This window comes from Nostoc sp. DedSLP03, assembly GCF_034530815.1.
GTDB lineage: Bacteria > Cyanobacteriota > Cyanobacteriia > Cyanobacteriales > Nostocaceae > Nostoc.
Window position 1 is genome coordinate 26,170 of record NZ_JAVRCK010000054.1, and the last position, 14,614, is coordinate 40,783.

Sequence of the window (14,614 nt, forward strand, 5' to 3'; positions counted from 1 at the left end):
CCACAGCCAACAGGTGTGGGATTTTACGTCATTAGTCAATAGTTAACAATCTTAATAACTATAAATTATTAACTATGGACTATTGACAACTTTGGGATAAAGTATTGTGTGTGCCAACTTCGATCGCCACCTGATGGAGACTGCAATGAGTAAGGCTGTAATCACCATAACCGATGCTGAGTTTGAAACCGAAGTGTTAAAAGCCGAGCAGCCTGTATTAGTTTATTTTTGGGCTTCCTGGTGTGGGCCTTGTCAATTGATGTCGCCCCTGATTAACTCAGCTGCTAGCAAATATAGCGATCGCCTCAAAGTCGTTAAAATGGAAATTGACCCCAACCCACTGACTGTTAAGCAGTATCAAGTGGAAGGCGTACCTGCCCTTAGACTATTTCAAGACCAGGAAGTTTTGATATCCACCGAGGGAGTCATCGGCAAAGAAAAATTACTTGCTCTCCTAGATACCCACTTAAATAGTAATTAGTCATTGGTCATTGGTCATTAGTCATTGGTCACTTGTACTGAGCGACTCGCGCCGAGCAAAGCCGAGGTAAGTCGAAGTATTGGTCATGGGTCACTTGTACTGAGCGTTCCCCTTGGTACAGCCTCTGGTAGAGAAGTATTGGTCATTTGACAAATGACAAAGGACAAATGACAAAGGACAAATGACAAAGGACAAATGACTAACATACAGTTTGCAAAACGTTTACAACCCCTAAAATCTAATGTATTTGCTGATATGGACAGAGCCAAGGCTGTCGCTTTGGCCGCTGGCCGAGAGCTAATTGATTTATCCTTGGGGTCTTCCGATTTACCAGCCGAAGCCCACGTTCTTGAGGCGATCGCCCAGTCTCTTGGCGATCGCACTACCCACGGTTATCTGTTGTTTAACGGTACTTTTGGATTTCGGGAAGCCGCAGCCAACTGGTACGAACAAAAATTTGGGATCAAAGTCGATCCTCAAACTGAGGTACTACCTTTAATTGGTTCTCAAGAAGGCACAGCCCATTTACCTCTAGCAATACTTAATCCAGGAGATTTTGCCCTGTTGCTCGATCCAGGTTATCCATCCCATGCGGGGGGAGTCTACCTAGCTAGCGGTCAAATCTACCCGATGCCACTACTGGCAGAAAATGGTTTTTTACCAGTTTTTGCTGATATTCCCGCCCCAGTCTTGGCCCAGTCGCGGATGATGGTATTAAGTTATCCTCATAATCCCACCGCCGCGATCGCACCTTTATCTTTTTTCCAAGAAGCTGTCGCCTTCTGCCAACAACACAATCTCGTGCTGGTTCACGATTTCCCCTACGTAGATTTGGTATTTCAGGAAACTAGGGAATGGGCAGATTCTTCTGTTAATTCAAAATCCTTAGTCCCTTCAATTCTGCAAGCCGATCCAGAAAAAAGCGTCTCGATTGAATTTTTCACCCTTTCCAAGTCCTACAATATGGGTGGCTTCCGCATTGGCTATGCCATCGGTAATGCCCAGTTAATTAACGCCTTACGCCAGATAAAAGCCGCCGTTGATTTTAATCAGTATCGGGGAATTTTGAATGGTGCGATCGCTGCCCTAACAGGCCCTCAAGCTGGCGTAAAATCTGCTGTTATCACCTTCCAGAGGCGGCGTGATGCTTTCATCAATGCTTTACACCGTATTGGCTGGAATGTTCCTACTCCCGAAGCCACAATGTACATCTGGGCAAAATTGCCCTCACCTTGGAGTGAAAACTCCGTAGAATTTTGTACCCAGCTAGTCAAACAAACTGGTGTAGCAGTTTCTCCAGGTGCTGGCTTTGGCAAATCTGGAGAAGGGTATGTCCGTTTTGCCTTGGTGCATGAGCCACCTTTGTTAGAAATTGCTGTAGAAAGAATGGCTGAGTTTCTTCATTAAATTTCTTCTCAAGCTGAACGCCAAGGATTTTTGGCGGCAAAGTCTATCAATAAAACATACGGTAGGGGCGCACATTTATGTGTCCCTACCGTATTGTACTGAACTTTAAAATATTTTGTAGTAACTTTTATCGCTATCAAAAATGTTTAAAATACGTAATTAAACGTATAAAACTATCAAAACATTCTTCATCTTTTTATTGAGAATCAGCGTTAACTTTACCCAATCAGGTCTCCTCGTTTCTTAAACTGGGTTTGTACGCTCAGATACCAAAGACGGCTAACAATGCAGGTAAGCATCTGTATAGCCAAAAAATCTGTGGTCAAGAAAGCCTAAGCCTAAAAACGACAGTAGTTTAAAACTTAACTTCCAAACTGACAGAGACTTGAAAACAATGAAAACGACTTTTCAGACACTTATAATTGGTGCCTCAATGGCTATTGGTGTGAGCGCTCTTGCCACCGCCCCAGCACACGCTACATCTTTTAGTTTCGATAATAATGGAGAAATTAACACTTACACTGGTGGCTCAAATGGTACCTTTATTAAAGGGAATGCCCAAGGTGGTACTAAAGCTGCGATCAAAGCTTTGACAGATAACGACTCCAGTTCTAACGTTGAGCTTTGGTATAGTAGCGAAACCCCAGATTCTAACGTTGGCTTCACCGCCACACAAGGAAACTACAGTGCCACTGTTAGTAGTGTCACTGCTAATGACTGGAATAGCTTTGGTTCCCAATGGCTAGGCGATTTATTGAGTAGCTACACACCATTTCAATCAGTTTGGAACGGGTTTTCAGCCGACAGCAAATCACTAATAACTAGTTATTTTCCTTCTTTGGGAATGGGAGATCCGAACATTGGTGGTTTCCAATTCGGTCAGAATGGCGGTGTGGAACTGAAATTAGTTGGTCACTTGGATGTAAAGACTAAACTTGCAACAACTATTTCTACTAAGGTTGATGAAAAGTGGAATGCAATTAAATCACAGTTTCCTCAACAAACAACTCAACCAACCCTTTCACAACTTGAAAGTTCAATTCCACAACTACAAACACAACTCAACGCAATTCCAGGACAAATTACCACACTACAAACACAACTCAACGCAATTCCAGGACAAATTACCACACTACAAACACAACTCAACGCAATTCCAGGACAGATTACCACACTGCAAACACAACTCAACGCAATTCCTAATATTCCAGCCAATCAAACAAAAAGACAACAACTGACAAGTCAAATCTCTCAACTGAATACTCTCAAAAATCAAACACTACCAGGTCAAATTTCTCAACTGAATACTCTTAAAAATCAGCTACCAGGTCAAATCTCTCAACTGAATACTCTCAAAAATCAGCTACCAGGTCAAATCTCTCAACTCACATCATTTAAAGATGTACTGACTCTGCAAGCTGCATTAAATGCATATCAAGGTGAAATTGCGGCTAGTGAAATTGCTAAGGTAGTTACTGGTGGTCAAACTTACTATGCCTATAGCTTTAACCCCACTGCATCCGGTATTACTGCTTCTGATGATGGTGTATCTTACAGTGCAATTTATACTTGGTCAACACCTAACTATGTCCCTCATTCAGTACCAGAACCCTCAGTAGTATTTGGTATTTTAGGTGTTGCTGGTATCTTTGTTACACAACGCAAGTTAAAAAAAGTATCTGGTTGAAACTCCGGTTTCCATGCCAAAAAATAAGTAAGGGAGCTATTAGCTCCCTTTTTTGATGAATAATTCCTTGCAGCTATAATAAACTTAATCTTCTAAGTTATACTATTTCTAAAAATACTTGCAACAAATGAATCGGTTGCAAAATTCTACATCTGTATGTCCCTAGCAAGTTAATTTGTTTATAATATGGATTGTGCACAATAGTATTGCTTACTCTCACGGCTTCAGGAAAAGCTATTACCATAATATTAGTAACAGTATTACTTAAGTAGTTTTACTCATAAAATTTAGGCAACTAAATTTGTAAAAACAGAAGTTAACTTAATACTCTAGATTATAAAAAAATTAGTAAAAAAAAGATTAATTTTTGATTTAACTACATTTAATAATACTATCATTTTAGTATTGTAGTGCAGCTAAATTTAATTGATTGATATTTTTGATTTAGATTACATAAGTACAATTTATATTTGTTTCACTCTTTAAATGCCCTACTGTTTTAGTTTATGGTAATAATGACTAGCTTTTAATTAAGATAATCAGATAATAGGTTAGCAATGACAGTACAATTACTCAATATAAATCAGCCATTGCAGTCACACAAAGTTAAACGAATTTTACTAGTTGAAGACCATTACCTCAATCGGATGTTACTTAGTGACTATCTAAGTTACTGTGGTTATGAAGTCCAAAGTTTATCAGAAGGTTCTGCTTTTTTCTCAACCATAGAGAAATTCGAGCCAGATTTAATGTTATTGGACTTGAAATTGCCAGATGTTGACGGTTATTCACTCTTAAAACAAGTCCAGCAAAAACCTGATTTGTCAAAAATACCTATCATTGTGGTTTCAGCCTTTGCTTTTAAAGCAGATCGAGAACTAGCTCTAAGTTTGGGCGCACGTAACTATTTTGTCAAACCTTTAAAACTCAAGGATCTCATTCTTGCAATTGAAGAACAGTTTACTTGCCACAACAGATAATTTTTTATTATGTGTGTCTTTATTCTGCTTTTTGACCAGCAATAAATTCTTCAACGCACTCACTAAGAGTTTGTACAGAACTGCCAATTGTTGAAATTTTCTGTTGTACTTGCGCTAATAACAAAACTGCTGTTTGCAATTCATTGAGAGTCTCAGCCATAGCCTCACGATACTGGACTTCAAAATCTTGTAAATTCATAGTTTAGCTCTTGTCCAAAATTATTATAATAACTATATTATCAATCATAATCATAAATTTAATTGACTAAATCCGTTAATTCGCTTAAGGTTATAAATTCAATAAATAAACATAAATAGTATCAATAAATAAAATTTTAATTTAATATTTATTAAACCAATATATAAACATATTTTTTATGAAGTAAAACACCAATCAATCCAATAATATTATCATCTAATCTAGAATATAAAGTTTCAGATAATAAAGTATTATTAATTTAAAAATGTTAATTATAAATTTAAAAAGCAAAGTTTGTATTCTGACAGTAGCAGCCAATGACTAAGATTGCAATCACTCTTCTAGCAAGGCTCTAGCTTAGAAGCCGACGACGCTGCAAGAAAGCAAAGAACTAGCTACAGCAGACTTATCTTAGTGCAGACTAAAAGCCTACCTGACTGAAGAGTGCTGTTAATGCATAGCTAGGGTTTAGCTTGTGCTGAGTTAAGAGTTATTATTCTCTCTTAGTCCCTCATGACTGCTACTTTGTATTTACTTGATAAATAATTTACTAAATCGGCACAAAAAAATAATTTTTCTTAAAATAGAGAAAGATTACCTAATTTTGGTTGTGACAATATCTACTCAAATATTACCACTGGTTAAAGAGCCAGAACGACTAGAAAACCGTCTAGCCGAAATTCCACCGGAACCGGGGGTTTATTTCATGCGGGACAGGAGCGATCGCATCATATATATAGGTAAATCACGTAAGTTGCGATCGCGTGTCCGTTCCTATTTCCGGGATGGCTACAACAAGACTGAACGGATCGCCACGATGGTCAAGTTGGTGACAGAAATTGAATTCATCGTCACTGATACTGAAGCCGAAGCTTTAGCGCTAGAAGCCAATTTGATCAAGCAGCACCAGCCATACTTTAACGTGTTGCTCAAAGATGATAAAAAATATCCCTATCTCTGCATTACCTGGTCAGAAGATTATCCGCGAATTTTTATTACCCGTAAACGCCAATTCGGTAAAGAAAAGGATAAATTTTACGGGCCTTATACTGATGCTGGTTTATTGCGAGAAATTGTCCGCATCTGCAAGCGTATTTTTCCACAACGACAACGACCTCAACCACTTTTTAAAGACCGCCCTTGCTTGAATTTTGATTTAGGGCGTTGTCCTGGTGTGTGTCAACAGATGATTTCACCAGAAGAATATCGCAAAATTGTCCAAAAGATAGCGATGGTTTTTCAAGGTCGAACCCAAGAACTGATTGATATTTTGACCCAACAGATGAACGCAGCTGCTGAGAACTTGAATTTTGAGTCAGCGGCGCGGATTCGCGATCAAATTTCTGGGTTAAAGTCGCTGACAGCTGACCAGAAAGTTTCCTTACCAGATGATACTGTTTCGCGGGATGCGATCGCACTAGCAGCTGACGAACAACACGCCTGCATTCAACTATTCCAGATTCGCGCTGGGCAATTGGTTGGACGTTTAGCCTTTGTGGCGGATACTCACGCGGAACCAGGAGCGATTTTACAACGAGCTTTAGAGGAACATTACCAAACTGCTGATTCTGTAGAAATCCCTTTAGAGATTTTGGTACAGCATGATTTACCAGATACGGAAATATTGGCAGATGTGTTAACTCAACGTAAAGGCAAAAAAGTCACAATATTGACTCCTTTGCGCCAAACTAAAGCAGAATTAATTGAGATGGTAGAGCGAAATGCTCAGTATGAATTGCAAAGAATGCAGAAATTTGGCGATCGCAATCACCAAGCAATGCAAGATTTAGCCGCCATTCTCGATTTACCAGATGTGCCTCACCGCATCGAAGGTTATGACATTTCTCATATTCAAGGGTCAAATGCTGTAGCTTCGCAAGTCGTGTTTATCGATGGATTACCCGCAAAACAGCACTATCGTCACTACAAAATTAAAAACCCCACGGTGACAGCAGGACACTCAGATGATTTTGCTAGTCTTGCTGAAGTCATCCAGCGGCGGTTCCGTAAATATGCGGAAGATCAGCAATTAACACGTTTGGGTAATCCTGACTGGCCTGATTTAATCATGATCGATGGTGGTAAAGGTCAGTTATCATCAGTTGTCGCTGTCTTGCAAGAGATGAATTTATTAGAAGACTTGCGAGTGGTAAGTTTAGCAAAGCAGCGAGAAGAGATTTTTTTACCAGGAGAATCTAAACCCTTGACAACTGATGCAGAACAACCAGGGGTACAGTTGTTGCGGCGGCTGCGGGATGAAGCGCATCGGTTTGCAGTGAGTTTCCATCGTCAACAGCGCAGTGATAAATTGAAGCGATCGCGTTTAGATGAAATTCCTGGCTTAGGACATCATCGACAAAAGCAGCTACTAGGGCATTTTCGCTCAGTTGATTATATTCGCCAAGCGACAACCCCACAACTTGCCGAGGTTCCAGGAATCGGGCCGCGTTTGGCTCAAGAAATTTACGATTATTTTCATCCTGCTTGAGGAGATTAGTAGTCTGTAAAATTTCAATTTATGTATGAATAAACAAGTTTGTAGTAAGGGCTAAAGTCCTTACTACACACCCTTAAAACTAGCTTGAAAAAGTATTAGTTCCACTCTCGCAGAGGATTCTGTTAAGTTTTTCTGCGAGAATTTAAGATGTGTATATACCGTAAATTTACGGTATTTCGTAACTATATCTGGTAACTATGGTAATTTTGATTAAATTTTCACACCAGAATTCCACCTCATAAATCTCGCCAGCAAAAATTAACTAATCCTTAAGATAACTATTTTGTTACTAAATATACAGTATTTTCTGTAATTTAACTTTTGAATACAATAACGGCTCTTTTTTGTATCTGTCCAAGATGACTATAAATAAGCCTCTCTCAAAGCATTCGTCATAGGGATCAGTAAATATCTAAGCGTCATTTAATTAAAAAAGAATTTATGTACCTAAAGTAAGAGGGTAAAATAACTTAAATTATAGGATAGTATAGAGAGAAATCGAAGTTTTTTCAAATCTGAAATTTTGTTTAAAATAATTAGCCAATATTAAAGTCGTTTGTTAAGTTGGGTCAAACCAAAATATTTTCTACTTTAACTGGCAGTTTTCTCAAATAAAAAATAAATTACAACCAGGGGTTTTAAAATGCAGACAGTACAAAAGATTTACTGCCCAAATTGCGGTAGCCAAGCAGAACGTTATTATATTTTTGATAGTCAATTAACTCGAACACAATGCTCTAGTTGTGACTACTTGATGATTAGTTGCACTCGCACTGGCAAAGTAATTGAGGCTTATGCACCAGGAATTTATGCACAGCGCTAAATAATAAAAATCAAAAAAAATTAGAGAAAATATTCTCTAATTTCTAATAATAAATTTACTTGTCATAAATTTTAAAGACTTTACAGATTATTCTGTTGTCTGAGTTGTTGCTGTCGGATCTGTTCTTGTAACCTAAATTGTTGCCGTTGTCTAATTTGTTGATCTTGTCTAAGTTGTTGCTGTTGCATTCTCAGTTGTTGTTGTTGTGAAAAGTCTTGCTGTTGTAATCTTGTTTCTTCCTGTTGTAGTCTCAATTGTTGCTGACGCAACATTTCTTGCCGTTGTCGTGTAAAATCTTGTTGTTGTATTATCTGTTGTTGTTGTAGTAATTGTGGTTGTTGAAAATTTTGCCGTAGCCATGTTTCGTTCATTCGTTCTTGTGTTTGCTGATTTTGCTGTTCTAGTTGTTGTCTGATTCTTTCTTGAAGCGAATCTTGTGTCTGGGGATTCGTCCGAATTATTTGTTGGGGATTCGTCTGAATTATTTGTGCAGATGCAGGAAAATTAATCGATAAAGCTTTGGCAAGCACAATCAATGGTAGCCATACTTTAACCAACGATAAGCGATTCAACATACAATTATTTCCTCAATTGTTATAGGTTCGGTTGAGCAATCGCTAAACCCTTGAAATGTCAACATAATTTCCCTATATATCAATACAGGGGCTTGCAATAGTTAACTGAAGCTAATGTCTTATTTACCGTTATGGGCTTAAGCGCTACTTACGGCTGACTACGCCAACATTCTTCAGTCGGCGACGTGTTCTAAATATTAGTGCGTTGAGAATAGCTTTCTAAATCAAGGTTATATCCAGTACATTCTCTTGATTTTTCATAAAACTCTTGCTTCTTAGATATTCATCTTAATTAAATTATATATTTAAATTTTTTACATAGTTTGCCGGATTCCCGTAAATCTACCTGCGGTAGGTAAGTTAACAAAGGGATCTCAAGCGGTTTTACGCCAGAGATAAACAGAGATGTATCTGAAGACATATCTCTGTTTATCTGCGGTTTGATATTCATTCATAGAATTGATTGCAACAAGTTTAATTTTTACTTGCTCTCAATTGTCCGCAAGCAGCATCAGCTTCTAAACCACGGGAATAACGCACACTCACAGCAGTATTTTGTTGCTTAAGAACGTTGACAAATGCTTGAATGCGATCGTGATTAGGGCGTTTGTAGTCTACTTCTTGGATAGGATTATAAGGAATCAAATTCACATGACTTTGGAATCCTCGCAAGCATTTTGAAAGTTCCAATGCGTGTTCTGGTAAATCGTTAACACCAGCGAGAAGAATGTACTCAAAGGTAACTCGACGCCCAGTGATTTCTACATATTCTCGACACTCAGCCAGTAAATCTTCTAGAGGATAGGCGCGGGCGCTAGGGATGAGTTTTTCTCGTAGTGCTTGGTTGGGTGCGTGGAGACTTACAGCCAAAGTGATTTGCAAATTATTTTGCGCGAACTGACGGATGCGATCGCGAATACCCACTGTCGAAACTGTAAGCGATCGCTGCCCAATACCGACATCTTGATTTAGGGATTTTAGGGCTGCTAAGACATTCTCAGTATTCAATAACGGTTCGCCTAGCCCCATAAACACCACATTGCTAACCCGTTGTTGAAAATCTTCTTGCACAGTCAACACCTGATCGATAATTTCGTGCCGTGCTAGGTTGCGTTTGTAGCCTCCCTTACCAGTAGCGCAGAAATCACACGCCATTGGGCAACCCACCTGAGTAGAAACGCAAACTGTCAAACGGGCTTTTGGGCCTTCTCCCCTTTCTGCGAATGTGGGGATACCGACAGTTTCAATAATTTGCCCGTCTGTTAATTGTAAAAGATATTTGACTGTGCCATCAGGAGCCTCAGAGCGGTAATGTAAAATTGAGCGCCCAATGGGAACTTCTGCTACTTCTTTGCGCCATTGCTTGGAGAAGACAGAAATATCAGCTAGCGATCGCACCCCCTTATCATAGATCCATTCATGCAGTTGCTTTCCTCTGTAAGCAGGTTGTCCTTGTTGCTGCACCCAAGCAGTTAACTCCGCCAGAGAAGCGCCTAAAAGGGGAGGGATTGATTCTGATTTTTCTGAGTTGAAGTCAACCTGAGATACAAGAGGCGTAGCAGACATAAAAAAATCACGAGTTGATGTAGGATCTCTATCCTACACCTGCTAGATAAAGTTAGCCTTGACCAAAGAAGACAGGAAATTAGCCAAAAGTTGTGCCGTTCCAGCCCCACATTGCCCCCTTAGCGTCTGCAAACTCGATGTAAATGCGATTTTTAGGTACACCTAGAGTTTGGCTAATCTGCTGGCAAAAGTCCTGACTCATTGCTGCGGTTTGATCTGGCTTCATTGTGCCAACGCTCTTAATTTCTATATAGCAAACTGGGTCTGTATTCCCTGCAAAAGTCATGGGGATTCCTGGTTCAAAAGTAGTCATTACATAAGATTCTGGTTTTCCCAAATGTTTCGCTAACTTGGCTGATAGGTTTAAAAGCATTGATTCAATTTCAGCTTTTTGAGGACTAGATGCAGAAGTTTGCACTTTAATTAAAGGCATAGTACTGAATTGGGATTTTGGATTTTCTTGACATTGTTAAGTTTATCGAAATCCAAAGGTACAGAGTACAAAGATTAGAAAGGTGGAGAGTAGTGAGATGAGGAGAATAACCAATATTTAGTTATGAGATGAGCGAAATAGGTGATTATGTTCGGGATGATATAAACGCGATCGCCCTGTTGTTGTCGAGAGTGCTGGACTGACTATATAAAGTGTAGTGCGAATTAGTTTTTCTTGATGAGTACAGTCTGCCATTTGATTCAGGGGGACAACCCTGATTTTTTCATCGGGCCAGCCGATACGAAAGCAAATCGCAATCAGGGTTTCGGCTGGATAGTGTTCGAGTAGTTTAGCTTGGGCATTTTCGACGTGACGCGCACTTAGATATAAGCAAAGGCTAGCCTGATGTGCTGCAAGAGTGGCTAATTCTTCGGCGGCGGGGACTTCTGTACGTCCGCTGATGCGTGTCAAGATAATGGTTTGTACTAAACCGGGTACAGTCAGTTCTACTTTGAGTTTGGCAGCAGCAGCTTGAAAGGCGCTGATCCCAGGTATGACTTCAAAAGGAATATTTGCCTCTCTTAGGAGGTGCATTTGCTCGTGGATAGCGCTGTAGAGACTAGGATCGCCAGAATGGAGACGGACTAGAGATTTGTGCTGCGATCGCACTCTATCGATCGTAATCGCCAAAATTTCTTCTAAAGTCTGATTCGCAGTCCTAATTATCTCAGCATCTTTTCGGCAAAGTTCTAAAATTTGTTCGGGTACTAAAGAATCAGCAAATAAAATTACATCAGCAACAGCCAGTAATTTCTGCGCCTTCACCGTTAATAAATCAGGATCTCCAGGGCCAGCTCCGACAATATACACAGATGGTTCTATCCCATATAGTGTTTTTTTATAACTTCCATTTTCTGTATATTCACTTTTAAAAGAACACACGGCAATCCCTCAAAAAATCTTTTTGGCAAATTCTTCAGTATCTTTCCGGATTCACCCTCTTTCCCTAGTAGAGAGTAATGGTAGATGCACCCTGGTTAAGCCCTAGAGAATACTCTGGGGCATTTTTTATTTTTTAGTCATTGGGAATTGAGCATAGGGCATAGTTATTCTCCTTGTCCCCTTGTCCCCTTGTCCCCTTGTCCCCCATTTCCCTTAGCAGTAGGAACTACATCGGGTAAAGGGCGTTTGAGTAAGTAAAGCCAAGCTAATCCAAATAATCCCAATAGAATTCCTAGACTACTGACTACTTGCGCCATCCGTAATGGCCCCAGCATCAAGCTATCAGTGCGAAAGCCTTCAATCCATAAGCGTCCTAAGCTGTAGGCTGGCCAGTAAATGAGAAACAGTGTGCCTACCTTCAGGCGTGGCTTACCGGATAAAGATCGGAAAAACAACGTTATCAATAGCGTAAACACCATTAAATCCCACAGAGATTCGTAGAGGAAGGTGGGATGAAAGTAATCGAAACTAGCATATTCTAAAGGACGATGGTCTGGTGGAATATAGAGCTTCCAGGGTAAATCAGTCGGATCGCCAAAAGCTTCAGAATTAAAGAAATTGCCCCAACGTCCGATCGCTTGCCCTAAAATCAGCGAAGGTGCTACTAAATCTGCCAATTGCCAGAAAGAAACCTGCTTGATTTTGGCAAAGATTAACGCAGCCACAACGCCACCAAGAATCGCTCCATGAATGGCAATACCGCCTTCCCAGATCGCAAAAATTTTTCCTGGAGTTGGAGCATATTTTGACCACTCAAAAAAAACGTAATATAGCCGTGCGCCAGGAATTGCCCCAATCAACAACCAAAAGAACAAATCGCCTAGCAACTCAGGATTAACATTGCGGCGCTTTGCTAAATTCTGGGAAAGGATGACGCCAATTAAAACTGCTGTGGCAATCAACAAGCCGTACCAACGAATACTTAGTGGCCCTATTTTCACCAGAATCGGTCCTGGAGAAGTAAATTGAAACGCCAAGGGCAAAGTGGGAAAGTCCAGTGCCATGAAAAATTACCTAGAAAAGTTCGTTAACTACCCGCGCACTTTGCTCAGTACGGAGTTTCTTGTGTCTTGAATACTGTAACTACACTTGAATCTTCCACATCATTATTGTGGAGACGTAGGTAAAAATCCAGTATTCATATTTAGGAGTCTAGTTCCTAACGCTTAGTTGAGCATAACTTGTGCCACTAAAACAATTGAGTTTACCATCCTTACCGAGAGCGCAAGATGGTAGATTTGAATAAGTTACACAAAATAGTTTCGATATAATCACCTAAACAACTTTGATATATTTAAAATTGTGATTGCTATTTATCCTGGTAGCTTCGACCCCATTACCTTGGGACACCTCGATCTCATCGGGCGTGGTAGTCGGCTGTTTGAGCGGGTGATTGTCGCCGTACTACGGAACCCTAATAAAATGCCACTTTTTAGTGTGGAGCAACGGCTAAATCAAATCCGTCTTTCTACAGAACATCTACCGAATGTAGAAGTAGACAGCTTTGATGGTCTTACCGTCAATTATGCTCAAATGCAACAAGCACAAGTTTTGATCCGGGGTTTACGGGCTGTGTCAGATTTTGAAGTGGAACTGCAAATGGCTCACACCAATAAAACTCTTTCTACCCAAATAGAAACAGTTTTTCTCGCAACCTCAAATGAGTATAGTTTTTTAAGTAGTAGTGTGGTAAAAGAGATTGCAAGGTTTGGTGGTTCTATCGATCATCTCGTTTCCCCACACATTGCCCTAGATATATACCAATGCTACAATCAGAAATCTCCAATGTTGAACCCAATCTCAACGGCAGCAATCCCCCCTCTCAAGAATATCTCGGTGGAGAAGGAAGCATAGATATTCAGCAGGAACTCAACCGCCTAGAGGAAATGGTTCTCTCTAGTCTCAGAATTCCGCTGACAGGACGCACACTCATAGATGAAGAAAAGCTGCTAGATCAGCTTGATTACATCCGCCTTGCTTTACCATCCCTTTTTCAAGAAGCAGCAGCAGTTCTCGACCAAAAGGACGAAATTCTGCTGGAAGCGGAAGAGTATGGACAGCAGGTTGTAGAAGCTGCACAAGCAAAAAGAGCGCAAATTTTAGCTGAAAGCGATATTATTCACCAGGCGGAACAAGAAGCTGAACGACTGCGGCGACAAGTGCAACAAGAGTGTGAGGGAATAATGCAAGAAACCCTCGCTGAGATTGACCGCAAGCGGTATGCTTGTCAGCAAGAATTAGAGCTGATGCGACAAAATGCGATCGCTCATGCTCAAGAAATTGAAGATGGTGCTGATGCTTATGCCGATGGAATTTTGGGAAATATCGAGCAGGATCTTAAACAGATGTTGCAAGTTATCACTAACGGTCGGCAACAATTGCAAATTGATAACCTTACTCAGCGCAATTCACCTCCTGGTAAAAAAAGATAGAGGTTCTAACGAGAGATGAGGAAAAATTATCGGTTGGGTTTCGCTATTGCTTAACCCAACAATTTTCATGAATGAATAATTTAAGGTAATCTACCTACTAATAAATTTTAAATTTTAGCTTGTAATTAAGCAGGATTTTTAATAAATGATTACTTTCGCTCAAGTTAATTTTGGATTAAATTTAGCTGGTTTAATTGGAATTATTTATTTTTTTTTGGCAGTTATTTACTTTATTTTAACAGTAGTTTGGCTTGCCCAACGTGGAACTAGGCTTACAGGTTGGGCTTTAGCCCTTTACATTATTCAAGTGATATTTACACCAATTATAATGTTAATATGCGGAGTAATCTTGTTTTTTCAAGGTTGGCGTTTAGATCCAATTCTTCAGTTTGAGCAATTTTTATCGTTGCTTTTAATTATTTATTTCGCTATTAAAGATATTGTAATTAATGCAGTTTACAGAAATAGGTGATTTTATAATTTTTTGTAGAGACGTGAACTTAAACTGGGCTTCGTTAACGCGTCTCTAACA

The 14,614-nt window shown here is 39.7% G+C and carries 15 protein-coding genes; 9 read left to right on the top strand and 6 right to left on the bottom strand.

What is annotated here, in order from left to right; translation table 11 throughout:
* The first annotated feature begins 145 nt into the window (after positions 1-145).
* From RM368_RS23560 to RM368_RS23575, 4 genes are all read left to right on the top strand, one after another.
* A complete protein-coding gene (locus RM368_RS23560; protein WP_322696316.1) occupies positions 146-481 on the top strand; it encodes a thioredoxin family protein in 336 nt (111 codons plus the stop codon).
* 195 nt (positions 482-676) lie between these two features.
* Positions 677-1,888, top strand: a complete 1,212-nt coding sequence (locus RM368_RS23565; RefSeq protein ID WP_322696289.1) for an LL-diaminopimelate aminotransferase — start codon at positions 677-679, stop codon at positions 1,886-1,888.
* Positions 1,889-2,282: 394 nt separating this feature from the next.
* Positions 2,283-3,575 (top strand): NF038130 family PEP-CTERM protein, encoded by a 1,293-nt coding sequence (locus RM368_RS23570; RefSeq protein WP_322696290.1) that lies wholly within the window; start codon positions 2,283-2,285, stop codon positions 3,573-3,575.
* 557 nt (positions 3,576-4,132) lie between these two features.
* Complete coding sequence (locus tag RM368_RS23575) at positions 4,133-4,555, top strand: response regulator (RefSeq protein WP_322696291.1); 423 nt, start codon at positions 4,133-4,135, stop codon at positions 4,553-4,555.
* A gap of 19 nt (positions 4,556-4,574) precedes the next feature.
* Here RM368_RS23575 and RM368_RS23580 read toward each other — a convergent pair whose 3' ends face one another.
* The gene (locus RM368_RS23580; protein ID WP_322674919.1) at positions 4,575-4,754 is read right to left on the bottom strand and encodes a hypothetical protein; all 180 of its coding nucleotides are present in this window, start codon (positions 4,752-4,754) and stop codon (positions 4,575-4,577) included.
* 610 nt (positions 4,755-5,364) lie between these two features.
* Between RM368_RS23580 and uvrC the strand changes: the two genes are divergently transcribed.
* On the top strand, positions 5,365-7,242 hold the full coding sequence (uvrC, locus tag RM368_RS23585) for an excinuclease ABC subunit UvrC (protein ID WP_322696292.1): 1,878 nt from the start codon (positions 5,365-5,367) through the stop codon (positions 7,240-7,242).
* Positions 7,243-7,894: 652 nt separating this feature from the next.
* Positions 7,895-8,074 (top strand): replication restart DNA helicase PriA, encoded by a 180-nt coding sequence (locus tag RM368_RS23590; RefSeq protein WP_322696293.1) that lies wholly within the window; start codon positions 7,895-7,897, stop codon positions 8,072-8,074.
* Positions 8,075-8,154: 80 nt separating this feature from the next.
* Here RM368_RS23590 and RM368_RS23595 read toward each other — a convergent pair whose 3' ends face one another.
* The 5 genes from RM368_RS23595 to lgt all read right to left on the bottom strand — a co-directional run bounded on the left by RM368_RS23595 (position 8,155) and on the right by lgt (position 12,654).
* Positions 8,155-8,649 (bottom strand): hypothetical protein, encoded by a 495-nt coding sequence (locus RM368_RS23595; RefSeq protein ID WP_322696294.1) that lies wholly within the window; start codon positions 8,647-8,649, stop codon positions 8,155-8,157.
* Positions 8,650-9,123: 474 nt separating this feature from the next.
* The gene (gene rlmN, locus RM368_RS23600) at positions 9,124-10,215 is read right to left on the bottom strand and encodes a 23S rRNA (adenine(2503)-C(2))-methyltransferase RlmN (RefSeq protein ID WP_322696295.1); all 1,092 of its coding nucleotides are present in this window, start codon (positions 10,213-10,215) and stop codon (positions 9,124-9,126) included.
* Between the two features lie 79 nt (positions 10,216-10,294).
* Positions 10,295-10,648, bottom strand: coding sequence for a phenylpyruvate tautomerase MIF-related protein (locus RM368_RS23605; protein ID WP_322696296.1), 354 nt, complete (start codon positions 10,646-10,648; stop codon positions 10,295-10,297).
* Positions 10,649-10,765: 117 nt separating this feature from the next.
* A complete protein-coding gene (gene cobM, locus RM368_RS23610) occupies positions 10,766-11,590 on the bottom strand; it encodes a precorrin-4 C(11)-methyltransferase (protein ID WP_322696297.1) in 825 nt (274 codons plus the stop codon).
* Positions 11,591-11,754: 164 nt separating this feature from the next.
* The gene (gene lgt, locus RM368_RS23615; RefSeq protein ID WP_322696298.1) at positions 11,755-12,654 is read right to left on the bottom strand and encodes a prolipoprotein diacylglyceryl transferase; all 900 of its coding nucleotides are present in this window, start codon (positions 12,652-12,654) and stop codon (positions 11,755-11,757) included.
* 298 nt (positions 12,655-12,952) lie between these two features.
* On the opposite strand from lgt, the gene coaD reads away from it, so the two are divergent.
* From coaD to RM368_RS23630, 3 genes are all read left to right on the top strand, one after another.
* On the top strand, positions 12,953-13,504 hold the full coding sequence (coaD, locus tag RM368_RS23620) for a pantetheine-phosphate adenylyltransferase (RefSeq protein WP_322696299.1): 552 nt from the start codon (positions 12,953-12,955) through the stop codon (positions 13,502-13,504).
* Positions 13,414-14,082 (top strand): DivIVA domain-containing protein, encoded by a 669-nt coding sequence (locus tag RM368_RS23625; RefSeq protein ID WP_322696300.1) that lies wholly within the window; start codon positions 13,414-13,416, stop codon positions 14,080-14,082. Before coaD ends, RM368_RS23625 begins: the two co-directional genes overlap by 91 nt.
* Before the next feature lie 145 nt (positions 14,083-14,227).
* Positions 14,228-14,554, top strand: coding sequence for a Ycf66 family protein (locus RM368_RS23630; RefSeq protein ID WP_322696301.1), 327 nt, complete (start codon positions 14,228-14,230; stop codon positions 14,552-14,554).
* Positions 14,555-14,614: the final 60 nt, after the last annotated feature.

Bases quoted from the DNA above. Each gene is read 5' to 3' on its own strand.
- RM368_RS23560 (WP_322696316.1), top strand. From the start codon at position 146: ATGAGTAAGGCTGTAATCACCATAACCGATGCTGAGTTTGAAACCGAA.
- RM368_RS23565 (WP_322696289.1), top strand. From the start codon at position 677: ATGACTAACATACAGTTTGCAAAACGTTTACAACCCCTAAAATCTAAT.
- RM368_RS23570 (WP_322696290.1), top strand. From the start codon at position 2,283: ATGAAAACGACTTTTCAGACACTTATAATTGGTGCCTCAATGGCTATT.
- RM368_RS23575 (WP_322696291.1), top strand. From the start codon at position 4,133: ATGACAGTACAATTACTCAATATAAATCAGCCATTGCAGTCACACAAA.
- RM368_RS23580 (WP_322674919.1), bottom strand. From the start codon at position 4,754: ATGAATTTACAAGATTTTGAAGTCCAGTATCGTGAGGCTATGGCTGAG.
- RM368_RS23590 (WP_322696293.1), top strand. From the start codon at position 7,895: ATGCAGACAGTACAAAAGATTTACTGCCCAAATTGCGGTAGCCAAGCA.
- RM368_RS23595 (WP_322696294.1), bottom strand. From the start codon at position 8,649: ATGTTGAATCGCTTATCGTTGGTTAAAGTATGGCTACCATTGATTGTG.
- rlmN (WP_322696295.1), bottom strand. From the start codon at position 10,215: ATGTCTGCTACGCCTCTTGTATCTCAGGTTGACTTCAACTCAGAAAAA.
- RM368_RS23605 (WP_322696296.1), bottom strand. From the start codon at position 10,648: ATGCCTTTAATTAAAGTGCAAACTTCTGCATCTAGTCCTCAAAAAGCT.
- lgt (WP_322696298.1), bottom strand. From the start codon at position 12,654: ATGGCACTGGACTTTCCCACTTTGCCCTTGGCGTTTCAATTTACTTCT.
- RM368_RS23625 (WP_322696300.1), top strand. From the start codon at position 13,414: ATGCTACAATCAGAAATCTCCAATGTTGAACCCAATCTCAACGGCAGC.
- RM368_RS23630 (WP_322696301.1), top strand. From the start codon at position 14,228: ATGATTACTTTCGCTCAAGTTAATTTTGGATTAAATTTAGCTGGTTTA.